24 protein-coding genes are annotated in these 25,940 nt (G+C 62.9%); 12 read left to right on the top strand and 12 right to left on the bottom strand.

Annotated elements, in window-relative coordinates; translation table 11 throughout:
- From DDF70_RS26995 to DDF70_RS26985, 3 genes are all read right to left on the bottom strand, one after another.
- On the bottom strand, nt 1-467 hold a 467-nt coding region (locus tag DDF70_RS26995), incomplete at its 3' end, for a helix-turn-helix domain-containing protein (RefSeq protein WP_114946241.1).
- 215 nt (nt 468-682) lie between these two features.
- Entirely contained in the window at nt 683-1,732 is a 1,050-nt protein-coding gene (locus DDF70_RS26990; RefSeq protein WP_114947835.1) for a LacI family DNA-binding transcriptional regulator, read from the bottom strand.
- The gene (locus tag DDF70_RS26985; RefSeq protein WP_114947834.1) at nt 1,729-2,841 is read right to left on the bottom strand and encodes a mandelate racemase/muconate lactonizing enzyme family protein; all 1,113 of its coding nucleotides are present in this window, start codon (nt 2,839-2,841) and stop codon (nt 1,729-1,731) included. The genes DDF70_RS26990 and DDF70_RS26985 overlap by 4 nt, the downstream gene beginning before the upstream one ends.
- 312 nt (nt 2,842-3,153) lie before the next feature.
- Between DDF70_RS26985 and DDF70_RS26980 the strand changes: the two genes are divergently transcribed.
- The 6 genes from DDF70_RS26980 to DDF70_RS26955 all read left to right on the top strand — a co-directional run bounded on the left by DDF70_RS26980 (nt 3,154) and on the right by DDF70_RS26955 (nt 9,156).
- Nucleotides 3,154-4,392, top strand: coding sequence for a pyridoxal phosphate-dependent aminotransferase (locus tag DDF70_RS26980; protein ID WP_114947833.1), 1,239 nt, complete (start codon nt 3,154-3,156; stop codon nt 4,390-4,392).
- Nucleotides 4,393-4,415: 23 nt separating this feature from the next.
- Nucleotides 4,416-5,150, top strand: coding sequence for a hypothetical protein (locus tag DDF70_RS26975; protein ID WP_114947832.1), 735 nt, complete (start codon nt 4,416-4,418; stop codon nt 5,148-5,150).
- A 91-nt stretch (nt 5,151-5,241) separates the two neighbouring features.
- Nucleotides 5,242-6,444, top strand: a complete 1,203-nt coding sequence (locus DDF70_RS26970; protein ID WP_114947831.1) for a CaiB/BaiF CoA transferase family protein — start codon at nt 5,242-5,244, stop codon at nt 6,442-6,444.
- Nucleotides 6,445-6,500: 56 nt separating this feature from the next.
- On the top strand, nt 6,501-7,721 hold the full coding sequence (locus DDF70_RS26965; protein ID WP_114947830.1) for an acyl-CoA dehydrogenase family protein: 1,221 nt from the start codon (nt 6,501-6,503) through the stop codon (nt 7,719-7,721).
- A gap of 26 nt (nt 7,722-7,747) precedes the next feature.
- A complete protein-coding gene (locus DDF70_RS26960; protein ID WP_114947829.1) occupies nt 7,748-8,629 on the top strand; it encodes an HpcH/HpaI aldolase/citrate lyase family protein in 882 nt (293 codons plus the stop codon).
- A gap of 14 nt (nt 8,630-8,643) precedes the next feature.
- Complete coding sequence (locus tag DDF70_RS26955; protein ID WP_114947828.1) at nt 8,644-9,156, top strand: MaoC family dehydratase; 513 nt, start codon at nt 8,644-8,646, stop codon at nt 9,154-9,156.
- A 42-nt stretch (nt 9,157-9,198) separates the two neighbouring features.
- Here DDF70_RS26955 and DDF70_RS26950 read toward each other — a convergent pair whose 3' ends face one another.
- The gene (locus tag DDF70_RS26950) at nt 9,199-10,161 is read right to left on the bottom strand and encodes an ornithine cyclodeaminase family protein (RefSeq protein WP_281024395.1); all 963 of its coding nucleotides are present in this window, start codon (nt 10,159-10,161) and stop codon (nt 9,199-9,201) included.
- A 404-nt stretch (nt 10,162-10,565) separates the two neighbouring features.
- Between DDF70_RS26950 and DDF70_RS26945 the strand changes: the two genes are divergently transcribed.
- The 5 genes from DDF70_RS26945 (at nt 10,566) to DDF70_RS26925 (ending at nt 15,773) form a co-directional block, all read left to right on the top strand.
- Nucleotides 10,566-11,636 carry an ABC transporter substrate-binding protein gene (locus tag DDF70_RS26945; protein ID WP_114947826.1) on the top strand — a complete coding sequence of 357 codons (1,071 nt, stop codon included), beginning with the start codon at nt 10,566-10,568 and terminating at the stop codon, nt 11,634-11,636.
- Nucleotides 11,637-11,701: 65 nt separating this feature from the next.
- On the top strand, nt 11,702-12,544 hold the full coding sequence (locus DDF70_RS26940) for an ABC transporter permease (RefSeq protein WP_245435661.1): 843 nt from the start codon (nt 11,702-11,704) through the stop codon (nt 12,542-12,544).
- A gap of 17 nt (nt 12,545-12,561) precedes the next feature.
- On the top strand, nt 12,562-13,371 hold the full coding sequence (locus DDF70_RS26935) for an ABC transporter ATP-binding protein (protein ID WP_114947836.1): 810 nt from the start codon (nt 12,562-12,564) through the stop codon (nt 13,369-13,371).
- Between the two features lie 125 nt (nt 13,372-13,496).
- Complete coding sequence (locus DDF70_RS26930; RefSeq protein WP_162820697.1) at nt 13,497-14,582, top strand: LLM class flavin-dependent oxidoreductase; 1,086 nt, start codon at nt 13,497-13,499, stop codon at nt 14,580-14,582.
- A gap of 33 nt (nt 14,583-14,615) precedes the next feature.
- Nucleotides 14,616-15,773: a M24 family metallopeptidase gene (locus tag DDF70_RS26925; RefSeq protein ID WP_114947824.1), complete on the top strand. Its 1,158-nt coding sequence runs from the start codon at nt 14,616-14,618 to the stop codon at nt 15,771-15,773.
- On the opposite strand, the gene DDF70_RS26920 is transcribed toward DDF70_RS26925, so the two are convergent.
- The 7 genes from DDF70_RS26920 to DDF70_RS26890 all read right to left on the bottom strand — a co-directional run bounded on the left by DDF70_RS26920 (nt 15,770) and on the right by DDF70_RS26890 (nt 22,597).
- The gene (locus tag DDF70_RS26920) at nt 15,770-16,732 is read right to left on the bottom strand and encodes a LysR family transcriptional regulator (protein ID WP_114947823.1); all 963 of its coding nucleotides are present in this window, start codon (nt 16,730-16,732) and stop codon (nt 15,770-15,772) included. The genes DDF70_RS26925 and DDF70_RS26920 overlap by 4 nt on opposite strands.
- Nucleotides 16,733-16,861: 129 nt before the next feature.
- On the bottom strand, nt 16,862-18,010 hold the full coding sequence (gene argE, locus DDF70_RS26915) for an acetylornithine deacetylase (RefSeq protein ID WP_114947822.1): 1,149 nt from the start codon (nt 18,008-18,010) through the stop codon (nt 16,862-16,864).
- On the bottom strand, nt 18,007-18,336 hold the full coding sequence (locus tag DDF70_RS26910) for an antibiotic biosynthesis monooxygenase family protein (protein ID WP_114947821.1): 330 nt from the start codon (nt 18,334-18,336) through the stop codon (nt 18,007-18,009). Before DDF70_RS26910 ends, argE begins: the two co-directional genes overlap by 4 nt.
- Before the next feature lie 25 nt (nt 18,337-18,361).
- Nucleotides 18,362-18,958 carry an NADPH-dependent FMN reductase gene (locus DDF70_RS26905; RefSeq protein WP_114947820.1) on the bottom strand — a complete coding sequence of 199 codons (597 nt, stop codon included), beginning with the start codon at nt 18,956-18,958 and terminating at the stop codon, nt 18,362-18,364.
- A gap of 1 nt (nt 18,959) precedes the next feature.
- Nucleotides 18,960-20,072 carry a M24 family metallopeptidase gene (locus tag DDF70_RS26900; RefSeq protein WP_205772493.1) on the bottom strand — a complete coding sequence of 371 codons (1,113 nt, stop codon included), beginning with the start codon at nt 20,070-20,072 and terminating at the stop codon, nt 18,960-18,962.
- Between the two features lie 166 nt (nt 20,073-20,238).
- Nucleotides 20,239-21,573: an NAD(P)/FAD-dependent oxidoreductase gene (locus DDF70_RS26895; RefSeq protein WP_162820696.1), complete on the bottom strand. Its 1,335-nt coding sequence runs from the start codon at nt 21,571-21,573 to the stop codon at nt 20,239-20,241.
- A 43-nt stretch (nt 21,574-21,616) separates the two neighbouring features.
- Nucleotides 21,617-22,597 (bottom strand): ketopantoate reductase family protein, encoded by a 981-nt coding sequence (locus tag DDF70_RS26890; RefSeq protein WP_162820695.1) that lies wholly within the window; start codon nt 22,595-22,597, stop codon nt 21,617-21,619.
- 251 nt (nt 22,598-22,848) lie between these two features.
- On the opposite strand from DDF70_RS26890, the gene DDF70_RS26885 reads away from it, so the two are divergent.
- Nucleotides 22,849-23,880, top strand: coding sequence for a LacI family DNA-binding transcriptional regulator (locus DDF70_RS26885; protein WP_114947816.1), 1,032 nt, complete (start codon nt 22,849-22,851; stop codon nt 23,878-23,880).
- 389 nt (nt 23,881-24,269) lie between these two features.
- Here the strand turns inward: DDF70_RS26885 and DDF70_RS26880 are convergent.
- Nucleotides 24,270-25,940 (bottom strand): transglycosylase domain-containing protein (locus DDF70_RS26880; RefSeq protein WP_114947815.1); only part of this gene is annotated, 1,671 nt, incomplete at its 5' end.

Here is a 25,940-nt window from a genome sequence, read left to right as displayed (position 1 = left end):
CGGCTCTTCTGCCAGCTCAGGCCCGCCTCGTGCAGGGTGCGCGCGATGGTGAACCGGCTCACCTGCGGCAGGCCGTCCGGGGCTTGGCGCAAGGCCTTCTGCAGCAGGCTCAGCGACCAGGTCGCGGTGCCGTCCTGCTCGCGCTGCGGCGCTCGCGCCCATTCGGCCAGGATGCGCTGCTGCGCGTGAGCCCCATAGCGGATCCGTGGCCCGCCACCGTGGTGCGGGCGCACGGCGGCCAGGCCCTCGCGGTTGAAGCGACTGACCCAGGCCGAGATGGTCTCGTTGTGGCCGCGCCCGACGAGATGGGCGGCGGCGGTGTAGCTGGCGCCTTCGGCAATCGCCAGCAGGGCACGGGCACGGTCGACTTCAGCGGCAGGGGTACTCTGGGAGCGGCTCAGGCGGGTGAGTTCTTTGCGCTCGTCTACGGTGAGCGGGCGTAGTGGATCTTTCTGGTGGCGCGACATGGGGCACCTCGCAACACGAGGATCACCATGCCACTATACCATATCCGACGGCAGACGACCCACTAGCTGTGCCCCTGGACACCATCGGACGAGGTCCGCTGAAGGGAATTGTTCCTGTCGAGTCCCTTCCAACCATGAGTGTCGCCTGCCTTGGGACTGCCCTTGGGGTAAAACGCCGACCCCGTTCATGCTTCCCGGTCTGGTGGCTTTCGTTGCTAGACCGACGGGGGAGCGGAACAGGATTCGCGGAGCATGAAATCCGATGGAATCAGGAGGCGGCGGGGCTCCAGGGTGGCACTGTCCCGCATGCGTTCGAGCGCAAATCGAGCCGCGATGCGGCCGACTTCCGCATAATCCCAGTGCTCGACGCTGATCGGCGGCTCGTGAAGCTCGGCCAAGTCCGAATTGAGCGTGCCCACGAGCGAAATATCCCGCGGTACGGCCAGTCCATGCAGGCGTAGCGCCCGAACGACACCAGGCAGCATCTCGATGCCGCCCGCAATGATCGCGGTCGGACGATTGGACGAGGAGATGAGAAGGGAGGTCTGCTCGAATCCAAATTCCGCCTCGAAGCTGCCCGACCGCACCAGGCTGGGGTCGCAGGAAAGACCCAGGGCCTCGTACGCTTTCAGGAAGCCGGCAATGCGCTCCCGCGCCGGATAGAGCGTATCGCGACCGGTAAGCAGGGCGATCCGGCGGTGGCCGAGCTGGATCAGCCGCTCGGTGGCCCGTCTCACCGCCCCCTGGTGATTGACCATGACCGCGTCCGCCCAATCGGGGCGCTCACGGTCGACGAGGACGACGGGGATGTTCGCACGCTTCAGGACCGCCTCGAGATCCGGATCCAGCTCGGAATAATGCCCGATAAGTAGCGCATCCGCCCGCCTGGCGGCCATGACCGAAACCAGTTCGCGCTCGCGCTCTGCCCGGCCCTCGGAGTTGGAGAGGAGCAGGGCATACCCCTGCTCCATGAAGATGTCGTGCGCGGCACGGACAAACGCAGCCAAACCTGGGATGTTGATGTCCCGGATGATGCAGCCCACCGTCCGTGAAACCTGACTGCGCATGCTCTGCGCCACGGTGTTGGGCTGATAGCCGAGTGCGTCGATGGCGCTAAGAACCCTAGTCCGGACCTCCGCCGTCACGGACGCCTTGTCATTCAGAACGCGCGAAACCGAGCCCAGGGAGACCCCGGCGAGGCGCGCGACATCCTTGATGGTCGCCGAGGCAGTTCGGGGCTTCGACCCCGCTTGATGATCCGTCACCGCGTGTTGCTTTCCCAAAGAAGAGTCAGACCGTCTGGCCGGATCGAGACGCCGGTTCCGGGCCCTGGGGGCACGGCGACCCTTCCGTTATGGTATGTCACCCCGGCACAGGGGTCGTTTTCAATGCCGAGGGCTCCATACAATTCTCCCACGCGCGGGGAAAGTGCCATGGCGGCCTGCACCGCGGCGGCGGTAGCGAGCCCCCCCTCATTCATCTGTCCAACCACATAGGCGATGCCCTGCTCGTCGAAACGGCGGCCGATCGCGACCAGCGCGGCCACGCCGCCAGCCTTCGCGATTTTAAGATGAGCTGAGATGCGCCCCTCGTTTGCGCAGACACGGTCCACATCGTCCATGGTTTGGAGACCTTCGTCGATCATGGTCTCGATGCCGCATTCTCGCGCAACTCGCTCAAGGGCGGCCCAATCTCCCTTGTAAGTCGGCTGCTCGACATACTGTATGCCAAACCGCGCCAGCTGCTCGATGTGGTGCAACGCGGTCTCGGCATCCCATGCGCCATTGGCGTCGATCGCGAGGTCGATCTGGTCGCCATAGCAGTCCCTGAGCCAGCCGATCCGGCGGATATCGTCCTCGATCGCACCGATTCCCACCCTGACCTTGATTCTGGTGAACCCCTGCGCGAGGTACGACGCCACATTCGCCCGCATGTCCTCGTCCGCGCCCCAGAAGACGCATTCGTTGCAGGGAATTCCGGCTTTCCATACGCCGCCGAGGTATTCTGCCATCGAGATGCCGCGGCGACGGGCCTCCAGGTCAACCAGGGTATTTTCAATGAGAGCTTGCGCAATCTTCGGATTACCTGTCCGCACCTGCTCGAAGCGTTCCTGCAGCTCGCCGGCTGACCTCACGTCTGCAATCCTGGTCAGCAACTCGACGACCTTGGGCGCGACCTCATGCTCCGGGGTCCCCGTAATGAACGCGATGTTGGTTCTCACTTCGCCCTGGCCGGTGACGCTGCCCTCCAAGTCGTCGATGACGAGGAAGAGTTCGTGCAGGGCGTCGATCCGCCCGGATGCCGCTGTATGGACCTCTTGCCCGCGGGGATAGCGCAGGAAACCTTCGAACAGGCGAATGCGAACAGGATTCATGGGACCACTTCGGTGACGCAACCGGCCCTTCCGGCCGCTCTGAATGAAACATTTCAGAGCGAGAATTGCTAGCCTGATGATCAGCCAAGCACGACCTGGCTTGTGGGTGTCAAGTCGCTATCAAAGCTAAGTTCCTATAAAGTAATTATAAATCTCGCAATTCGCCGCGCCGGGCGGACCGGTCTTGGCGAGCCTAGAGGACGTCCAGGAGGAGCGCCTGCCCCGAAGCCGAACAATCGATGAAACGTTTTCTTGACGAGGCAGATAATCTGGGCAAAATGTACTGCAGTCATTTCGGAGGACGGTGCAGACATGCTCACACAGGCTAGGTCGACGCTCGAGCAACCCAGAACTCGGATCGCGGGCAGGCTTGGCCGCGTCAAGCCGTCACCAACGGTTTCGCTCTTCGGCCGCGTCGCCCAACTGCGTGCCCAGGGTAAGAACATCATCGGGCTGGTCGCCGGCGAACCCGACTTCGACACCCCCGACAACATCAAGGCGGCGGCCGAGCGGGCTATCCGAGCCGGCCAGACGAAATATACGGCTGTCGACGGGACGCCAGCCCTCAAGGAGGCGATCTGCGCAAAGTTCAAGCGTGAGAACGATCTCGACTACGCGGCCGATCAGGTGATCGCGAGCGTGGGTGGAAAGCACGTCATCTACAATGCCTTCATGGCAACCTTGTCGCCTGGAGACGAGGTGGTGATCCCGGCGCCTTACTGGGTGTCGTACCCCGAGATGGTGCTGCTTTGTGACGGGGTGCCAATCATCGTTCCCTGTCAGGCCGAACGCGGCTTCAAGCTGCGTCCCGAGGATCTTGAGCGGGCGATCACGCCGCGCACCAAATGGGTCGTTCTGAATTCACCGTCGAACCCATCGGGTGCCGCCTACACACCGGACGAACTCGCTGCGCTCACCGCCATCCTGGTGCGGCATCCCGATGTCCTGATCCTGACCGACGATATCTATGAGCATCTCACCTACGGCGACTTCACCTTCAAGACTGCGGCCCAGATCGAGCCGGCGCTCTATGATCGAACACTGACCGTAAATGGCGTCTCCAAGACGTATTGCATGACCGGCTGGCGTATCGGTTATGCCGGCGGGCCGCGCGACATCATCAAGGCGATGGCCGCAGTGCAGTCCCACTCGACGACCAACCCGACATCGATCAGCCAGGCGGCGGCCGTCGAGGCGCTCAACGGCCCGCAGGATTTCATCCAGCACAACAAGGCGGCTTTCGAGCGCCGCCGGGACATGGTCGTCAATGCTCTCAACCGCATCGACGGTCTCACCTGCCACAAGCCGGAAGGTGCGTTTTATGTCTTTCCTTCCTGCGCTACACTGATCGGCCGCAGACGGCCCGACGGCCGCGTGATCGCCAATGACGAGGACTTCGTGCTCTACCTGCTCGAGGAGGCAGGAGTTGGCCTGGTCTTCGGCTCGGCTTTCGGGATGTCGCCGTATTTCCGTCTGTCCTATGCGGCCAGCGATGAAACTCTGGAGGACGCCTGCCACCGCATCGCAAAGGCCTGTCACGCTCTCACCTGAGATCCTCTGAAGGAGATAGGGTCATGAATGCCGTCTCGTCCAAGCCTGAAGCCGCTCCGGTCCGGATCAACACCCGCCTGACCGATGACATTCCCGACATTACGGATATCGATCATCCCCTGGTGCACCGGTCCGTCGAACTCATCGGCAGGCTGCGCCGGCGGGAGCTGACCCCGGCCCAGTACCAGGTTGCCGTCAAGGCGATGCACGACGAGCTCGATCTCACAAACAGCCTTGCGCCCTGGATCGAGCAGACCCTTGCCGCGAAGCAGGATGTCGTTCTCTATCGCCGCACCGGCAAGGCCCACAGGGAGGCGATTCAGCTTTTCTATATTGATCCCAATGTCTTCCACCCCCCGCACTGCCATCACAATATCCTGTCGACCCAACTCGTCCTCGTCGGCAAGGCGCATGTGCGCGAGTTCGACAGGATCGCACGCCTGAGCGAGGATACGCTGTTGATGCGCCTCAAGCGCGATGCCTGGATCGGGCCCGGCGAAGCTCTGCGAACGACCGAAATCGATAACAACTGCCACTGGTTCGGCGCGGGGGACGAGCCGGTCGTCATGCTCAACTTCAACGCGTACGGCTATCAGGATTGGACCTTCAATCCGAAGGACCGCCCACTGCGCCGCAATCTCATCGATCCCACCTACGGCCGCAACCCGGATGGCCTGCTGATCGGGAAGGAGGTCAGCGTCGAAGAGGCCTACTCCAAGTTCGGCGGCCGCCCGCTTTCGGACTTTCCGATCGAATGATGGGAGCGAGCCGCCGCTTCGGCCCGGGGGCCGGAGCCATTCGGACGCGATGAGCTTCGGCTGGTCGCAGAGCAGGAGAATCAATCCGCCCATGTCCCGCGAGACCATCTTGCCAGAAGCCGTTATCCCCGACGCCCGGCCGCTCAAAGGGCTGACCGTGGTCGAGATCTGCCACAGCGTGGCGGGCCCCTATGCCGGTGCCGTCCTGGCCGAACTCGGTGCCGACGTGATCAAGGTCGAGGATCCCCGCCACGGTGACCATGCCCGCGGGTGGGGGCCCCCGTACTGGCACGGCACGTCCTGTGCCTTCCAATCGTTAAACCGGGACAAGCGGGGCATCACCGTTGACCTGGGCGATCCGGCCCAGGCGGCCGACCTCAAGGACTTCATCCTCCGCAAGGCGGATGCGGTCATCCAGAACCTGCGGCCCGGCTCGATCGACAAGACGGGCCTCTCCGGAGCGACACTTCTGAGCGAGAAACCGTCACTGATCTACTGCAATCTCGGGGCATTCGGGGCCACCGGGCCCCTGGCGCACCGCCCCGGCTACGACCCCCTGATGCAGGCCTTCGGCGGACTGATGAGCGTGACCGGGGAAGAGGGAGGAAGCCCGGTCCGCGTTGGCCCAGCCATTGTCGACATGGGCAGCGCTATGTGGGCGGTGATCGGGATTCTCGCCGCCCTCCAGCAACGGAACGCCACGGGCCGCGGCTGCGTCGTCGATACATCCCTGTTCGAGACAGCCGTGGCCTGGATGACGATTCAAGTCGCCGGGCACTTGGCAACGGGCGAGATCCGCCGACCCATGGGCTCGGGAATTCCCGAGATCGTGCCTCATCAGGCCTTCAGGGCCATGGACGGGTTCATCATGGTCGCCGCCGGCAATGACGGCCTGTTCCGAGCCCTGTGCCATGCGCTGGGCCGCCCGGACTGGGCGGACGATCCCCGGTTTGCCACCAACGATGCACGGGTGCGCAACCGCAAAGCGCTGATCCCTCTTCTGGAAGCTGTTTTCCTGACCGCCAACCGCGAGCATTGGGCGGAGTGTCTCGATCGCAGTGGCGTGCCGAACGCACCGATTCAGTCCCTTGATCAGGTTGTTGTCCATGAGCAGACCCGCGCTCTCGGCCTGATTCAGGCGGCGCCGGATCGCGACATGGCCCTGGTTGGGCTGCCTCTGTCGTTCGACGGCGTCCGTCCTCCCTACCGCTGCTCCGCCCCCGAACTCGGCGAGCACAACCTCGACCTGCGAGCCGAAGGCCCCCCCATCCAACGGGCGAAGATCTCCGCTTGAGCGAGACGATGCGCCAACTGTGACGTCGACGGCAGCCGAAGCAACAGAGATTGAGAATGGATCAGACAGTGCCGCCTGAACTCTCTCCGACCGACGCCGGCAGCGATGGCGGGCCATCGGTCCAGCTCGGAAGCGACTATCCCGAACTGCGCAGTACAGTGCAGCGCATATGTGCGCGCTATCCCGGCTCCTACTGGCGCCAGCTCGAGAAGGAGAGTGCCTATCCCACAGCATTCATCGAGGAGCTCACGCAAGCAGGTCTGCTCGCTGCCCTGATTCCTGAGGAGTATGGCGGATCGGGCCTTCCGCTGCGGGCGGCCGCCGTCATCCTGGAGGAAATCAATGCGCAAGGGTGCACGGCGAGCCAAGGCCACGCCCAGATGTACATCATGGGAACCCTGCTTCGCCATGGCAGCGAAGAGCAGAAGCGGCGCTACCTGCCGCGGATCGCAAGCGGCGAACTGCGCCTGCAGGCCTTCGGGGTCACGGAGCCGACAACCGGTTCGGACACCACGAGCCTCAAGACCCGGGCTGTCCGCCAGGGCGATGCTTACGTCATCAATGGGCAAAAGGTCTGGACCTCGCGGGCTCTGCACTCCGACCTGATGCTTCTCCTGGCGCGCACGACACCGCTCGATCAGGTGTCGCGCAAGACTGATGGCCTCTCGGTGTTTCTGATCGATATCCGGGACAGCCTCGGCCGAGGCATGACCATCCAGCCTCTCGACGCCATGATCAATCACAATGCCACGGAGGTCTTCTTCGACAATCTCGTCGTTCCGGCCGAGTGCCTGATTGGGGAGGAAGGCAAGGGGTTCCGCTATATTCTGGACGGCATGAACGCGGAGCGCATCCTGGTGGCCACCGAGTGTGTCGGTGACGGCCGATGGTGCGTCAAAAAGGCGGTCGAGTACGCCAACAACCGGGTCGTGTTCGGCCGCACGATAGGCAAGAACCAAGGGGTGCAGTTCCCGATTGCGCGCAGCCATATCGAGCTGGAAGCTGCGGATATAATGTGCCGTCGGGCTGCCGCCCTCTTCGAAGCCGGGGAGGATGCCGGCGCTGCGGCCAATATGGCGAAACTGTTGGCGTCGGAGGCGGCTTTCCATGCCGCTGATGTCGCCATGCAGACCCACGGCGGGTTCGGCTTTGCGGTCGAATACGACGTCGAGCGCAAATGGCGTGAGATCCGGCTCTACCAGATCGCGCCGATCTCAACCAACATGATCCTGGGTTATGTGGGCCAACATGTGCTGGGCATGGAGCGCTCATACTGAGCTGATGGCTGGCAAGAGGAAAAACGATGCTGCGTCTGCGGTCTTGGATGTTCGTTCCGGGTCACTCGGAGAAAATGGTATCGAAGGCGCTCGCCCTCGATCTCGACGCGGTCATGTTGGATCTCGAGGACGGCGTCGTGCCGTCCTTGAAGGCCTCCGCTCGCCCGATCGTGGCCGGAGCTTTGGCCGGAGCAGGACCATCACGCCCGGCCCGGTACGTCCGCGTGAACGGCATCGAGACGCAAGACCTCATCCCTGATTTGGAGGCTGTGGTCGGCCCAGGGCTCGACGGCCTCGTTGTTCCCAAGATTGAGACGGTGGAACAGGTTGAAGCGATCGCAGGACTGCTCGACCGGCTTGAGGGCGGGCGTCGATTGCCGCCAGGCGCCGTTCGCCTCATGCTCGCGATCGAGACTGCAAAAGCTGTGCTCGCGGCGCCCGCGCTCGCAGCGGCATCCTCACGGGTTTCCGGTCTGATGTTCGGCGCCGAGGACTTCAGCCGCGACCTTGGCCTGCCGACGTTCCGGACAGGCCGTGCACGCGACTTCATTTATGCCCGCTCCGCGATCGTCACGGCGGCGGCGGCTGCGAAGGTGACAGCAATTGACGGCGTATGGCCGGATCTGACGGACGAGGAAGGCCTGGAGCAGGATGCGGTGTTAGCGCGCGATCTTGGTTTCGCCGGCAAGTCGATGATCCATCCCGGCCAGATCGCCGCCGTGCACCGTGTCTTTACTCCGACTGCTGAGGAGATCGCGTTCGCACAGCACCTGATCAGCGACTTCGAAAAAGCAGTGGCCGACGGAAGCGGCAGCATCAGCTTTGGAGGACAGCTCGTCGACCGGCCGATCTACGAGCGCGCCTGTGCCGTCGTTCGCCAGGCCACGGCCACAATTACAATGGCTTGAAGGAGGAGGGCGCTATGGGCATCAAGGAAGGCTGGCAGGGTCGCTTCTTCGAAGATTTCGAGGTGGGAGACATCTATCGCTGCCGCCTCGGGCGCACCATCACCGATGCGGACAACGTCCTCTTTACATTGATGAGCAACAACACCAACCAGATCCATTTCAACACCGAGTATGCTCAGCGGACAGGGTTTGAGAAGCCCCTGGTCAACAGTATCGTCACGCTCGCAGTCGTCGCGGGACTGGGTGTTGCCGACGTCAGCGAGAATGGCTTTGCCCTCGGCTGGGACCGGATCGAGTTGCCGCATCCGGTCTTTGCGGGCGACACGCTCTATTCGGAATCCGAAGTCGTCGATGTCCGGGCATCAAAATCCCGCCCCGAGCAGGGAATCGTGAAAGTCAAGACCCGGGGCTTGAACCAGCACGGTGAGGTCGTCATCGAATACACGCGCAGCGTCATGGTCTGGAAGCGGGCGCACGCGCCGCTGCGCAGCACGTTCCCGGAGCCGAAGACGCCCAGGACGGCGTAAATACAACCAGGCGGTTGATCGAGGGCGTGGGCCGGGCGCCCGTCAGAGGGGGAGACCAGTCCCAATGCCGCAGGCCATGGCCCGCTCGTAGATGAGGGCTGCGACCGCCGCGTCCGCGAGAGCCGTGCCGGCAAAGGCCAAGGCCGTTCGCTCCGAGGCATCGTTCCGCCCGCTGACGGCACCGGTGACGAGGTCGGCCACGTCGCCCGCAAATGGCCCCGGCACCACAAGCCGCTCCGAGCCGCCAGGGCCGCTGAGTTCCAGGTCGTCGGTCACGATCCGGTCGAAGGCCGGGATGCTGTCCGGTGCCCAGCTCCAGCCGCGATCGACCATCGCCACGAAGGTGCCGCACCGAATCCATTCCCCCCGCAGCAAGGTTGCGGCCCGCGATCCGAGCGGAACGCTCGTAACCACGAGATCGACGTCCGTAATGGCGCTGCGCGCATCGGCAGTTCGCTCCGCTCGAAGACCCATGCGTCGCGCACGCTCGCAAAACATGTCTGCCGACTCCGTCGTGCGGCTGAATGCTTTGATATGCTCGATCGGAAACATGGCGCGGAACACATCGAGATGGCTGCGTGCCTGTGCACCGCACGCGATGAACCCGATGCTGCTTGCCTGCGGCCGCGCCATCCGCTTCGCGGCCACCACCGAGATGGCGGCAGTCCGCATCTCGGTCAGCCACCGCCCTGCGATCAGGGAGAGCGGCAGGCCGGTTTCGGCCGAGTTGAGCAGCACCAATGGAACGTAGTCCGGCAGGCCGGCCGAACCATTCGAACGGTTAAAGCCGAACCACTTTGCGACCGCATAGGCCGGGGCACTCTGCACGGCGATCTTGGCCGTAAAGCGGACATTCTCCGGAGCCGTCACCGTTGCGGTTTTGGTCAAACCGTTCCGCTTCGTCCGGAATCCTGTTTCAACAGCCTCAACTATCTCACGGGATGAAATTCCGCAGGAAAGGACATTGTCCTCCGATAGAAAGAGCAACTGCAAGTCACATCCCATCGTGGCCGAAATCTCCCGTGCCTCACTCGGGCAGCCAAGCATGAACACCAAAGGGGAGCAAGTGGGGAAACGTTTCCGGGAAGCGGTGGTACCCAGCGAGATCGGAACGATAGCAGCGCCTCGGCTAAACCGACCTGCAGGGTCCAAGCCGTTGCAGCAACTGGCCTTGTCACAGAACGGGGGCATGCCCGCTTCTGGCGGTCCCGCCCGTTGGCGACGGAAAGGCCGATGAAACGTTTTTTTGACGACGTCAAAAAAGTCGCTTAGGATAGGCGGGCGTCCCAGCTCGGGCCGCTCGGGCCGCTATCGTTCGACGTGCTGAAAGCCTGTTGGCAGCGTACGCGTGGGCAGGAGGAATCGAGGACAGGCGGATCGGTTTATCAACGACCAGGGGAACAGAGATCATGTGGACCATACCAACATCAGTGATCACCTGCAGAGGCCTGCCACGCCGCAGGGCACGATTCGCCCGCAGGAGCGTACTCGGCCTTCTCGGCGGCGCGGCTCTGACTCTCCTGACAGCGGTCAGTGGCCATCAGGGCGCGATCGCGCAGTCCGCTCCGCCCACGAAATTCGATTTCGCCGGTTCCGTGACCTGGCTCGGCCAGGTGCCGGTCATGATTGCCATCGAGAAGGGTTTCTTTAAGGAGCAGGGCGTCGACGTCGAGTTCAAGACGATCTTGAGCTCTGGCGACCGCATCGCCGCTCTCACGGCGGGCTCGGTCGCATTCAGCAACCTGGGGCGCGTCTCCGTCGTGGCCGAAATGGCGCGCGGCAACCAGTCGTTCTATTACTTCGCCAACATCGACGACTCCCCTGGCAACGAGGGCTGCTGGGCGCGTCCGGGCATTGCGTCGATCAAGGACCTCAAGGGCAAGAAGGTTGCGGCCAATACCTCGGCCGAAATCACCCTGGCCGGCCTGCTCCGGGCATCTGGGATGACGCAAAAGGACATCCAATACATCAATCTGTCCCCGAACGAGATGGCGCCGGCGCTTGCGAAGGGCGACCTCGACGCGGCGTGCGTGTGGCAGCCTCTCCTGGGCGGCCTGCAGCAGGCCGTTCCTGACGGCAAGCTTCTTGGAACGGACAAGGACACGGACACCTACGCCAAGTACCAGACGATGGCATCGCCCGATATCGTCATCATCTCGCGCAAACTCGTTGACCAGTATCCCGAACAGGCGCGCAAGCTTGCCGTCGCGGTGATGAAGGGCGCCGATTTCGTCAACGAGAGCCCGGACGAGACCGCGAAACTCGTCGCACACTACTTCAAGAAGCCTCCGGAAGAAGTTCTCGCCGGCATCAAATCGTTTCAATATTTCGGGTTGAAGAACTGGCCCGAGCATATCAAGCTGCATACTCAGCAGATGCAGGATCTGGCGCAGTGGCTTTACGACAGCAACAAGATCGGAAATCTGCCCGACGTCAAGAAATGGGAGAACGTCAGCTTCCTACCAAAACCCAACAGTTGAGCACCGATCGCCCTCCGCGAGGGCGATCCCCATGACTGTATCGACACCAGAGAGGACAGCGGCACGTGGCAACCAACAACGTCAGTGAAGGACTCGGAACTGCCTTCGTGGAATCCCACTCTCCGCCGCGCCGGAGCTTCTGGCTCAAAAGTCGACTGAGCCTGGTTCTCAAGATCGCATCGGTCTTTGCATTCCTTGCTCTCTGGACCGCGGCCACGGAACTCGGCTGGATCTCTTCGGTCTTCCTGCCATCTCCTGTGGCTGTCGCTCATCAGGCGAGCCGCCTCGTCCAGACCGGCGATCTCTGGTGGTCGATCCTCGCTTCGTCGCAGCGTGTCTTTCTGGGCTTCGCTCTGGCGGCCCTGATCGCCGTGCCGCTCGGCGTCCTGATGGGCGTCTGGTGGCCAGCAAAGGCGATCGTTGATCCGTTCGTGTCGCTCCTGCGACCGCTGCCCTCCATCACCTGGATCCCGCTGTCGATTCTGTGGCTTGGGATCGGCGAGTCCCAGAAGGTCGCGATCGTCTTTATGGGCTCATGGATCTACGTTCTTCTCTATACGATCGAAAGCACGAAGCGGGTCGATCCAATCCTCATCAGTGCCGCGCGCAATCTCGGAGCCAATGACCTGGTCGTGATGCGCGAGGTCGTCCTCCCCGCCGCTCTGCCGGGAATTATCGCGGGTCTCAAGGTGACCCTTGCGATCTCCTGGTCGTGCGTCATCTCGGCCGAGATGGTCGCTGCCCAAAACGGGCTGGGTGCCCTGATCTGGCAGGCAAAGGATTGGGGCAATCTTCAAATGGTACTCGTCGGCATGGTGGGGATCTCGCTCACCGTTCTGGTCGCAGACTGGGGCATGGAGCGGCTTGAGCGACTGCTCCTGCCCTGGGAGCGGCAGCGCCGCGGCTAAAAATCAGAAAGATGACGATGAACGCAATCCTCACGGCGGAACGCATCACAAAGGCCTACTCAATCGCCGGCGCACCCGACCTGGTGGCCGTCCGCGATCTGACGCTGGAGATTATGGACGGAGAATTCGTCTGTATCATCGGAGCCTCCGGCTGCGGCAAGTCCACATTGCTCAACATGTTCGCCGGGTTCGTGCCGCCGAGCACCGGTCGCATTCTACTCCGGGGCTCTCCGATTACCGGCATCGAACCACGCTGCGGGATGGTCTTCCAAAGTTACGCCCTGTTTCCATGGAAGACGGTCCGCGGCAACGTGGAGTTCGGACTGAAGATGAAAGGCATACCCGCGGCCGAGCGGCGGCGCATCGCGGAGCGCTTCATCGACATGGTCAAGCTCAACGGATTTGAGGACCGGTATCCGACTGAACTCTCGGGCGGCATGCAGCAGCGCGTGACGTTGGCTCGTATTCTAGCGGCCGATCCGGAGGTTCTGCTGATGGATGAGCCATTCGCCGCTCTCGATGCCATGACACGCCAGGTCATGCAGGAAGAACTGCTCCGCATTCATGAGGCGAGCCGCAAGACAACGGTGTTCATCACCCACAACATCGACGAGGCACTGATCCTCGCGGATCGGATCGTCGTGCTGTCAACACGCCCTGGACGGGTGAAGGCGATCATCGACGTCAAGCTCCCGCGGCCCCGTCACGTGACCGTCCAACTCTCTCCGGAATACGGCCAACTCAAGTCGGAGATCTGGTCGTATGTCGAGGAAGAGGTGCGCAAACACGTCGGCATCGAGGATGGCGTGGCTATGCTGCCGCACTGACAGTCGGCATCCTTCGGCCCATGTCCGCGGCTGATCCGACATTCAAGGCATAACACATATAAACATTATGCCTTGGACGTGCATCCGCAGCCCAGCTAGCCTCTGTTCCCACACAGGAGATGGCGATGAAATTCGGGCTGATGACACAAATTCAGATGCCGCGTCCGTGGACCGACACTACGGAGCGGAACGGCTACTGGAACGCTCTTGAGCAGGGTGTTGCGGCCGAAGCCGCCGGCTTCGAGTATTTCTGGATCACCGAGCAACATTTCCTGATCGAGATTGGACACTGCCCCTCGCCAGACATGTTTCTGGCGGCTCTGAGCCAGCGGACAACGACCCTCCGCCTCGGACTCGGGGTTGTTCTGCTTCCGCTTCACAACCCCTTTTATGCCGCTGAGCGTGTCGCCACCTTGGATGTGCTCAGCAACGGACGTGCCGAGTTCGGCACCGGCCGCGGCACCACGCCCTATGTTGTCGAAGGCCTGGGCTTCGACCCGACCGAGGGGCGCGAGGTTGGGCGCGAAGCGCTCGAAGCGATCATGAAGATGTACGACAACGAGTTCTTCCTAGGCTTCAAAGGTGCCAAGTTCGATCTGCCGGCCCGACATGTCGTGCCCAGGCCGATCCAGCGTCCACACCCGCCCCTCTGGGTTGCCGCCACCAACCTGGAGACCTTTGAGCACGCCGGGCGGCAGGGCTTCGGCGTCATCGGCGTCACCCGCAACACACCCGCTGAGACCAAAGCTGCGATCGATGCCTATCGGGCCGCCATCCGGGCTGCCGATCCTGCGTCGCTCGTGGCGCGAAAGCCAAACAACCAGGTTGCTGTCTTCGGCATTACGTGCTGCGACCCGGACGATCGGGTCGGGCGGGACACCGCCTGCGCCGCAGCGCGCTGGTACTACGGCGACAATGACGCCGAACTGAACCATGCCCGGTTTGCCACCGCTGGAGGTGTTGCCAAGGTCCGGGAGCGGATTGCCGCCATGACCAACGATGAACTGATCGCCAACGGGATGGCAATCGGCGGCAATCCGGACACCATTTGCCGTCAGGTTGAAAAATGGGCGGAGATCGGTCTGGACCAGATGGTCTTCATGATCCAGGCCGGCAACACGACGCACGACCAGGTGATGAGGTCGATTGACCTTATCGGCGAAAAGGTCATTCCCCGGTTCACCACGGCGGAACTCGCACTGAGCGCCTGAAGCCAAACCGGATGCTCTGGAAGCGGGCAGGCGATGTCGAAGAACGACTTTACGCTTGAAGAGTTCGCGTCGCGCCAGCGCCGTGTGCGGGAGGAAATCGCGCGATCGGCACTCGACTGGATGCTTCTCTTCCATCCCGTCTCAATTCATTGGCTCACGGGATCGGACGCCAAAAGCTATCAGGCGTTTCAATGCCTGCTGGTCAGCGCCACGGACGAGCGTCTGCGGATCTTCACCCGGGAATCCGAACGGAGCGAGTTCGAAGCGGATGCGCTCGTCGACGAGGTCCGGACCTGGGGTGGGCCCGAACTTCAGGACCCGGTCGACGGGTTCGTCGGCTATGCGGCGTCTCTCGGGCTGATGAAAGCCAGAGTCGGGATGGAGGTGCCAGCCTATTATCTCCATCCACACCACTACCTGCGCCTGAAATCCGCCCTCGGTTCGGCCCTGGTGTCGGAGCCGAACAACCTCGTTCACGGTCTGAAGCTCGTGAAGTCCGACGCCGAACTCGCCTACGTGAGGCAGGCCAGTCGCATCGCCGACCAGTCGGTTGTGGCCATGACGCGTGCCCTAACTCCCGGCCGCAGCGAACTCGAGATTGCAGCTCACATCCACCACGCCATCCTCTCGGCCGGGGGCAGCATCCCGGCGAGCCCTCTCAACCTGGTGTCCGGGCCGCGATCCGGCTTCAGCCATGGGGCCCCAACGGACCGCCGTCTGCAGCGAGGCGACTTCGGTCATGCCGAGTACAATGTACCCTATCGGCGGTATACGACCTCGATCGGACGCCATTTCAGCATCGGAACGCCGACCAGCCGCATGCAGGAACTGCATGACCTCGCGCGAACAGCGGCGGACGCCTGCATCGCGGAGATCCGGCATGGCGTCCCGGCCAGCAAGCCTCACGCGGCTGCCGCCAAAATCATTGCTGCGGCCGGTCTCGAGCGGGCTCGCGTGCATCTGACCGGGTATGGTCTTGCGCCGGCCTTCCCACCCGCCACGGCCGAGCCCATTCAGTTGGTTGCCGAGAGCACGGCCGTCTTGAAGGCCGGAATGGTCCTGTCCATCTGCCCCCCGATCTTCATCGGGCCGGAGCGCCTCGGTGTGCGCTTGGTCGATAACGTCATTGTCACCCAAACCGGAGCCGAGATCCTGTCCAAACAGCCGCGCGACCTGATCGTCGTTGATTAGGTGCGGCCGTGCCGGGACTGCCTGGAGGGTGCGCCACTGTCTGAAGACTGACCAGGCCAAGCGCCGGATCCGGCGAGATCTGCGACCGTGCTGCGGACGGTTTCGATCAAAGCGTCGGTGAGCTCGGTTCGCGGTGCGGTTTCGCAGGTAAGAAGAGCAAGCGGCCAGTACGCGCGCGGCCGGAATGGGACGGCGTCCACTTCCCCGCGCCGCAACTCGCCCTCGATCGCGCAGCGGGTCAGCAGGCTGAAGCCGACGCCCTCCTTCACGAGCGCCCGAGTGATCGTGTGGTCGTCAACCTCGATCCGAATGGAGAGGGTCGTTCTGAGCGGCCCCATCCAGCTGTCAAGCAGGCGGCGCGACGCATTTGGCCGGCTCGGGAGGATCAGAGGCAGATCGGCCAGCTGTTCGACATCAATCTGCTCCGAATTCGCCGGAAGAGCCCCCTTTCGACCGACAAGGAACACCTCCTCATCGATCAAGGGAATGATCCCGAACCCTCGTTGAGGCAGCGGATCGTGGACGCAGGCGAGATCAACCTGCCCGCGCACGAGCCATTCATGGATGTAGCCGCTGAAGCCCCCGACAACCTTGAGAAACACGTTTGGAAACATGCGGCCGAAGCGTTCCGCGACGGCAGGAATCAGGTACTGCCCAGCCGCCGGCGGCACGGCCAGGGACACGGTCCCGGATGGGCCTGAGCCGCCACTGCGAATCTCTGCTTTTGCCTGTTCAAGCTGGCGGATCACAAGCTGGGCGCGTTCGAGCAGGATCCGGCCAGCATCCGTAAGCGTCACACCGTGGCCGTGCCTCCGGAAGACCGGGCGTCCGAGTTCGTCCTCCAGCGCGCGAATGGCCCGGCTGACCGCCGGCTGGGAGATGCGCAAAAGCTCCGAACCGCGGCTATAGCTGCCGCATTCCGCAACAATCTGAAAATAACGGAGAGCGCGAATGTCCATGATAAGCCTCGGAATGAACCTGGTACGACGGCGGCACTGCAACCCTGGCTGCGGGGCGGTCGCACATGGCAGCAGAGCAGGACGCCTGAGGCGGGGGACGGCCCTGGCTTGTCCTCGGTCCGCCGAGTGTCATCCGCACAGGCTCCCGATGAGCGCCGCCATGAACTTCTCTCCCGCCTCGAACTGTGCCACCTCGAGGAATTCGTCGGCCTGATGCGCCTGTGCGATGTCGCCGGGGCCGCACACGATCGTCGACCAGCCGGCCTGCTGGAACAGGCCCGCTTCCGTTCCGTATGAAACAACCTCCGTCCGCCCTGCCTCCACGAGAGCCGTGGCCAGCGCCTCCGCTGTGCCGGCGGCCTCCGGTCGCAACCCCGGCACGAACGACCGATGGGTAACGTCCACACCGGCCCAGGGCGCGATCGCCCTCATGGACGGCTCGACCATCTCCCGGATGAAGGCTTCGTAGCGGGCCTTGTAGGACCAGGGATCCTCGTTGGGAACCGCACGGATGTCGGAGACGAACGTGCACTCGGCGGCAACAATATTGGCCGCCGTTCCGCCGTTGATCATGCCGCAATGCAGCGTCGTGTAGGGCGGGGCAAAGGGACTGGCGACATCCGCTGTCGCCCGGTTGCTTGCCATGACGTCGTCGAGCCATGTGACAAGCCGGGCCGCGACCATGACGGCACTGATGCCCTGATCGATCCGGCTCGAGTGAACACTATGTCCGCGCACACGCGTGAAAAATGACAGCGAGCCTTTGTGTCCGTTTACCACCGCGAAGCGGGTAGGCTCCCCGACGATGACCGCGGCAGGCGGCGGCAGGCGCTGGGCCATCTCGGCCACCATCGCAGGGGCTCCAAGGCATCCCACCTCCTCGTCGTATGACAGAGCGAGGTGAACGGGGCGCTTGAGGGGGGCCCGAACCATGTGTGGGACGGCCGCGAGAACAAGGGCATCAAACCCCTTCATGTCGCAAACGCCGCGGCCGAAAAGTCGTCCATCCCGCTCGGTGAGACGGAACGGGTCACTCGCCCAGTCTTGACCGTCCACGGGAACGACGTCGGTGTGGCCGGAGAGGACCACACCACCGCGGACCGCCGGGCCTATGGTCGCGTAGAGATTGGCTTTGCTTCCGTCCGGGCTCGGCACAAGGCGGCTTTCCACCCCGAACCGGGAGAGATAATCGCTCACAAAGGCAATGCAGTCGAGGTTTGAGGCACTGGATACCGTTGGGAACGCAACCAGGCGGGCAAGGATCTCGCGCGCCATCATTGGGTGGCAGCCCTGATCACCGGAAGCAGCTCCGTCAGATTCTCTACCCGCACTTCACTTAGGGAGACCGACTGCGATCCGACAAGGAACGGCCGGACTGCCGCCAGGAAGACATCCTGGTAAGCCTCAGACGCCTCCCAGGCCTGAACGCTCTCGACGGTATCCCAGATCGTAATCGTAAACATGCTTTCGGGATCGTTCACGTCCCTGGTAACCAGCCGCGCCCGTAAGCCCGGAATGTCGATCTCCATGAGGGCGCGGTATCTCTCCTCGATCGACGGCCATGATCCCGGGTAGATCCGGCCCCAATAGATCCGAACGAACATGATGCTGCCTTCCTTCCGCTGGCAGTCAGGCGACGGCGTCGATGCCGCCGGCGTGCCTGCGCATGCGGGCGAACTCCACCACCTGCTGGCCGACCGTCTCAAGTTGGAATTTCGAGGACAGGTCAAGACAGGCTCCGTCTTCGTCGAAAATCCTGGACGATGTATTGAGCATGGCCCCAAGAGGCGTCGGCCAACCGCGCAGGGCATGCACAATCCCCCGTAGGGTTGTCATGGTCTGTCCTGCCGCCTGCCACCCTCCTGCACAGACGATCAGACCGACCGCGAGTCCATCAAAATAGACCCGGTCATCGTTCCGTAGGTCCTCGGCATAATCCAGAACGTTCTTCATCAGGCCGGACAGGGTGCCGTGATAGGCCGGCGTGGCGAGGATCAGGCCATCGCAACAACGCAGGCTGTCGATCAGCCGCGAGACGCCCAGCGGGCGCGCAGGATCACCTGGCATATACATCGGCAGCATGAGATCAGGCCCGGCGATCAGCATCGTCTCGGCTCCCGCCGCGGCTGCCGCTGAGAGACTGATGCGCAGAGCGCGCTCGGTCGAGGAGTCTGGACGTGGCGTGCCACCGAGGCCAAGGATCAACGGACACTTGCTGCTTTTCATGTCAGGCCACGACCAGTTCCCGCGGGAAGCGCCCCAGCAGTTCGGCTCCATTTTCGGTCACGAGAACATTGTCGATGATGCGCGCGCCGAGGTGCTCGGAACCAATGAAGACTGGCGGCTCAACTGAGATCACCATCCCGGCTTTGAGCACGTCGGTGGTGCCGCCAAACATGTTTAGTGGCTCCCCCCACGACGGCGGGAAACCAGGGGCGATCCCGTACCCGGAAGTGTGTATGCGATACCGGTCAAATCCAGCCTCCGCGATGACGCGCTTTGCGGCCTCGTGCGGAACGATCGCGGGCACTCCGTCGCGGATCTCGGCGATACAGGCGTCAGCGGCGGCCCGGACAACATCGTACAGGTGCTGAACGCGCCGGCTCGGGGCTCCGAGGCAGAACTGCCGGCCGATGGTCGCGGTGTACCGCTTGTAGGCCGCTCCGTATTCGACATTGCCGGCATCCCCATGCTGCAGGATTCGTTCTGTCGGGGCTCCATGGCTGAACCCGGCCCTTTTGCCGGAAACCAGGTTCATTGTGCTTGCGGGCAAGCCGCTGCCTTCCGCCAGCAGGGTTCGATACACCTCAGCCGCCACCTGCAATTCGCTGCGCCCGGGCTGCAGGGCTGCAGTGAAGCTCCGCATGGCCTCGTCAGCGATTGCACCTGCTTTGCGAACAAGCTCGATCTCGCGTGGCGATTTCACCAGCTTGAGGTGAGGCACAAGACCAGTCGGCTCCGCCACCAGGGCTCGGCCAAGGAACAGTTTGACCTTCTCATAATGATGCGGGTGCAAGTAATAGGCGGGAACTTCAATGCCAACGCGTTTGCCCTGCAGGCCGAGTTTGTTGGCAATGTCACCGAAGACTTCAAGGGGATCTTGGGGCTCGCTTCCGCCCCATGTTTCAAGCTCGTCAATCCAGGCGTCGTCCTCAAACTCGTTGCGTTCCGACTCTCGTGTCAGCATCACCGTTGGGCGCGATTCTGCCGAGACCATCAGGCACTGGAAAGCCTGATAGCTTTTCGCATCGGAGCCCGTCAGCCAGTGAATTGAAACGGGATGAAAGAGAATCAACCAGTCGAGCTCAGTTCGGGCAATCGCCTCGCGGACACGCTTCAATCGGTCGTCAAACTCAGCTCTTGGAAAGTCTAGTTTGGACATCAGCTTGACTGGGGCCTTGGCTGTGGTGGCAAAAGCATCGCTGCTCTGACCGATCCCTGCGAGCTTATGCGGTCCGAATTTATGCGTCTAAGGCATAATTGGCATAGAAGATATAATTCAGGTGTTATTTCTCTGGGCCGACCCGATGCTTCATCCTCTGGAGATCGATTGCATCCAGGAGACGCTTGTACCCAATGACCGTCTTGACCGCGACCTCGTTGAGGGTTGGGAATCCGAGAGTTCTCGGGGCGGTGAATGGCAGCACCAAGCTGTCGGGCGAGGCACCCATGGCGCGTCGGGCCAACTCTCGTCCAAGCACGGTGCCGAGCGCGATACCGCGGCCGCTGTAGCCCAGCGCTGCAAACACACCCGATGCAAGTTCGTGCAGGCGCGGATATTCCTCGGGAGTAAGTGCCAGCCAGCCGCTCCAAGCGAATTCCCACTCAACCCGTCCCAACTGCGGGAACAGTGTCTCGAGACGACGGACGGCCGCCGCGACGGCGGGGGTCTCCAGAGCGCTAAAGCGTGGACCATCAGCTGTTACCTGGAGCCGACCATCGGGGTGCCGCCGCACCCCCGACGCCATCCGCCGCGTGTCCGTCAGGGCCTGTTCTCCTGGAAGGATGCTCCGGCGGAGGTTCTCACTCAGAGGGTGTGATACCAGCTGATAGGTCCGCATGGGGACGATGCTGCGTTGCAAGCCGGGCCAAAGGCTGTCGGTGTAAGCATTGGTCCCGATGAGCACGGTCCCGGCCATGACGTTCCCCTCGGTAGTAGCGAGCCGCCAGTCACCCGGTTCCCGGGAGATCCGCGTCACGCGACTGCGGGTATGAATGATCGCCCCATTCGCCACGGCAGCAGCCGCCAGTCCCCGAGCATAGGCAAGGGGATTGATGGTTCCGCCACGGGATTCAAGCAGGGCACCAGGATAGTTGCCGCCTCCAATAAGTTCGGCGGTCTGGCTCGGGTTGAGGAGCGGCAGCGAAACACCCCGGCGGTCCCAGAATTCTGACCGCCGTGCGAGCGCCCTGACGGCGGCAGGAGTATGCCCTGCGATGATCAGGCCCTTACGATTGGCTTGGCATTCAATGCCAAGCCGGTCAATGAGACTGAACACAAGATCAGGACCCGATGCGGCCGCAGTAACCAGACGCTCGCCATAGACGGGGCCGAAGTAACGCAAGGCATGCGAAGCTTCGTGCCGGAGGTAGGGAACGACTTGGCCAAAGTTGCGCCCGGATGCTCCCCAGCCGATCTCGTTTGCTTCCAGCACCATCACGCGGGCACCGGCCTCTGCCGCATGGAGAGCGGCCGACAAGCCCGTGAAACCGGCGCCGATGACAGCGACATCAACCGCACGGGCTCCTCTGAGAGGCTCCGTTCGAGGCGCCGCCGGAGCCGTCAGGCCATAGACTGTTTGCGGCAGATCGCCTGGGTCACTGAGCGGATGGTAAGGCACAATCACGGCCCCCGTGCCGATAACGCGAGCGGATGCTCACCACTCACCCGGAATAGGCGCCCGCCCGCCGTGCCCGCGCCTTCACGAGAGCGACCAACAGATCCAGCGTCGGCGTCTCGACGCCGGTCATCCGCGCCATCTCAAGCGGAATGCCGAACATTGGATCGATCTCCATGGGGCGCCCCTTGTCGAGGTCTTGCACGATGCTCGATCTGTGGCCTTGATTGCGTGTGCGCGCCAGCATGTCTTCCGCATCAACTTTGGTTTCGCAGCCGACCGAGCGGGCGACTTCGCCGACCTCCGCCACGATGCGCCGGACTGCGTCAGCGCAGGCAGGGTCCGAGTAGATGTCCTTGGGGGGCGAGTTCGACAGGCAGCCAAGCAGACCGGAACTCATGTTCATCTGCAGCTTGGCCCAAATGGTGGAACGGATCGATGGCACCACGTCGACGGCCAAGGTATCGCCGCGAACGACAGCCGCGAACTGCTCGACGCGCGGTGAAGTGCCTCCGTTCGGCTCGCCGAGGAAGAGCTTTGGGCCTGCCGTCTCAGCATGGACGATTCCTGGTTCGATGATGTCACAGGAACAGAAGATCACGCCACCGAGGACGCGCTCCGGGCCCGCGGTGTCCCACAGGCGGCCGCCCGGGTCGAGCTTTTCGAAACGACGTCCCGCAAGCTCTCCGCCATGGTTGTAAAAGTACCACCAGGGGATCCCGTTCATCACAAAGGCCACGGTCGTATTCGGCCCTATGAGCGGCTTTAGCCCGTCAACGATCGACGGCAACGATGGTGCCTTTACCGTCACAACGACAAAATCCTGCGGCCCCAAGTCTGCTGGATTGTCGGTCGCGCCGATCTCCGCTGAGATTTCGTAATCGGGCGTATGAACACGAACGCCTCGTCGTCTGATCGCCTCAAGAGTTGCTCCGCGGGCGATCGCAGACACCCGGGCGCCCCCTTTGAACAGGCGCCCCGCCAGGAAGCATCCGACCGCTCCGGCTCCGTAGATGCACACCTTCACAATTGTTGCTCCTATCCCGAGGCGGCTCCTGCGCGCGCCTTCCTGCCGCCAGTAAGTTTGGAAACGTTACCAAACAAAGTCAAGTTGAAAGCTTTGCCGCGACTCGCGGAGGAAAGGCGAGGGCGGCGTACGGGAAACAAGCCGCTAGGCCGGCGATGCGCCCGGGACCCTGCGCTGCAGCCTGCGCAACAGCCCGAGTTGACTTTGGAACACGTTCCAGGAAAGGTGGCAGGGGTTGGATTTTGATCGATATGGATACCCGCAACGTCACGATCCGCGAGGTTGCTCGCGCGGCCGAGGTCTCAATCGGGACGGTGTCGCGTGTGCTCAACGGCCACAAGTCTGTGCGCGCCGACGTTCGCCGTCATGTCCAGCAGGTGATCAGTGACTTAGGTTATGAAGTGGACGTCGCAGCGCGAAACATGCGTGGCGGCCGAACGAAGACCATCGCAATTGCGCTGAGAGATTTTAGCATTCCGGCGACGGCGATTACGCTCCAAGTGGCCGAAAGCGTGTTTCGCGCCGCCGGCTACACCGTCCTGCTCGCCAATACCAACGACGATCGGACGGTGGAGTTGGCGCTTCTTCGTGAGTTCAAACGGCGTCGGGTCGACGGTATCATCATGACGATCAGCGATGAGACCGACGACGAGCTTTTGGAGGCGCTGCGCGCCGTGAAGGTACCGGTTGTGCTGAACGGCCGCGACTCGGTCAACAGCGTCGACCGTGTGTTGTCCGACTTGCGGGGCGGGACGGCACAGGCCGTTGATTACCTGCTGTCCCTTGGACATCGGCGGATTGCGCTTCTGACGGGCAAGCCGCGGGCCTATCCGGGACGTGGCCGGATCGAGGGCTTCCGCGATGCTTACCGCAAGGCCGGTCTGGTGCCTCCCGAGGACTTGATCCGCGCCCGCAGCTTTTCAAGCGAGTTCGGCTTTACCGAGACAAGTTATTTGATTGACTTGCCGGCCCCGCCGACGGCAATCATTGCGGGAGGCATGGCGATGTTGCCAGGGGTCCTGCGTGCCCTGAGGCTCGGTGGCTTAAGGACTGGCAATGACATGTCCGTCATTGCCGGGTGCGACTCTGATCTGGCGGAGTTGGCTGCTCCTGCCATCACGGCTATCAGTTGGGATTTCGCGGCCGCCGGACGATTCTGCGCGGAGATGCTGATCCAGCGCATCGAGAACGCTTCCCTGGATCCGCCACGGTGCCTGACACTTCCGTCCATGCTCATCCTCCGCGAGTCATGCCATGCGCTTGACCGCAGGGATCCCGGATGAATCAAGAACCTTCGTCGATTAGGGTGGGTGACTTCAGCCGTCAGCCCCAGCCGGATCGCTCAGAGCAGTTAGCGGTCATTTACGATGTTTCGCAAACGCCACGATCTACGGGTCCATGACGTGATGTGTCTCGAGTAACACGGTCAAATCACAGGCAAGCTCGCCTTTGTGGCAAGGCGTAGTCGTTGTGCCCAGATCCAGGTCCTCATCTTGCATTCATCAAGCCAATCCATGAGGACTTGGCAGCGGCGAGCGCACGCTGGTACTCGTGCATGCCCTTCACTTCAGGGCTGGGGCCGCTGCTGCTCTTGGGCGTCGTGCCCCCTGGGACAGCTCGTTCCCTGTCATGCCGGGATCGGGACTGCGAGCCTCGCCAGAATGGCAGGACCTCAGAGCCCGAACAGCCTCTCGAAGAAGTTCTTTTGGCGCCTGGGGCGTCGCTGGGGTTGGCTCTTGGCGCTTTCGCCCGCATTGGCATAGCGCGGGTCCTGTCCAGCGCCACCCACACCTGGCAGGCCCACCGGCTTCTGGTCCTTCAGGGCGATCTTCATGAAGTTGTGCCAGACGTCGGTTGGCAAATTGCCGCCAGACACACCCTTGGTGGGCGTGCTGTCGTCGTTGCCGAGCCAGACGCCGGCGACGAGATTGCCGGTGAAGCCCACGAACCAGGCATCCCTGAAGTCGTTGCTGGTGCCGGTCTTGCCCGCCATGGGCCAGCCGGGGATTTGCGCCTTCTTGGCAGTCCCGATGACGAAGACGTTGTGCATCATCGCGTTCATCATGGCATCGATAGTTGGATCGATGATACGGCCCAGACCGCCCGACGGGCGGTTGAAGAGGAGCTTACCATCTGTAGTCTTCACTTCTGTGATCACGTAAGGCACAACCTCGAAGCCCCCGTTGGCGAAGGCTGAATAGGCGCCCACGAGTTCCAGAGGTGTCACCTCGGAGGTGCCGAGCGCGATCGTGGGGTCAGCCTGGAGCGGCGAGGTGATGCCGAGGCGCTGGGCCGCTTGCACGACGGCCTTGGGCCCGACCTCCATGTTGAGCTTCACCGCCACGGTATTGAGGGAGAGCGCGAGAGCATTGCGTAGGGTGATTGGCCCGCGATAGCCCCGGTCATAATTCTCGGGCTTCCAGCCGTTGATGTTGACCGGCGAATCCGTGCGCACGGTGTCGGGGGTGAGCCCCCGCTCAAGGGCCGTCAGATACACGAATGGCTTGAAGGACGAGCCCGGCTGGCGGCGGGCGGAGGTCGCCCGGTTGAACTGGCTCGCCTCGTAGTCGCGGCCCCCCACGAGGGCCGTCACAGCCCCGTCCGGCCGCATAGCCACGAAGGCGCCCTGGCTCACATTGAACTTCTGGCCCTTGGCGTTGAGCTCGTCCACCAGCACCCGCTCGGCAGCCGCCTGTAGGGACGGCTCAAGGGTAGTCGTGACCACGATATCGGAGTCGATGGTACCGACGACGTCGTCGAGCACGTCCACCACGTAGTCGGCGGCGTAGTTGGCGGAACCGGCTCCTGTGGGACGCACGGGCTCGGTTGGTGCGCCGAGCGCCGTCTTGGTCATGCCCGGCGTAATGAAGCCGAGCTCGTTCATGGCCGCGATCACCAGCTCCGCACGGGCCTGCGCGCGCTCGGGATTGCGGTTGGGCGCAAGACGCGAGGGCGACTGGACCAAGCCCGCCAGCACGGCCGCTTCCGAGAGCGAGATGTTGCGGGCCGATTTGCCGTAATAACGCTGGGAGGCGGCCTCGACGCCGTAGGCGCCGGCGCCGAAATAGACCCGGTTGAGATAGAGTTCGAGGATCTGGTCCTTCGAGTAGTTGCGCTCGAGCCAGAGCGCCAGGATCGCCTCCTGGATCTTGCGCGAGGCGGTGCGCTCCTGGGTCAGGAAGAGGTTCTTGGCGAGCTGCTGGGTCAGGGTCGAGCCGCCCTGCAGGCCGCCCTTATGGGCCAGGTTGCGGTAGACCGCGCGGGCAATGCCGACGGGATCGATGCCCCAATGGTCGTAGAAGCGCCGGTCCTCGATCGCCACGAAGGCCTTGGGCAGGTAGGG

The sequence above is a fragment of the Microvirga calopogonii genome (assembly GCF_003347665.1).
In the GTDB taxonomy this organism is placed as follows: domain Bacteria; phylum Pseudomonadota; class Alphaproteobacteria; order Rhizobiales; family Beijerinckiaceae; genus Microvirga; species Microvirga calopogonii.
Note: the sequence above shows the minus strand (reverse complement) of the source record. Positions and strands in the feature narration are given on the sequence as shown.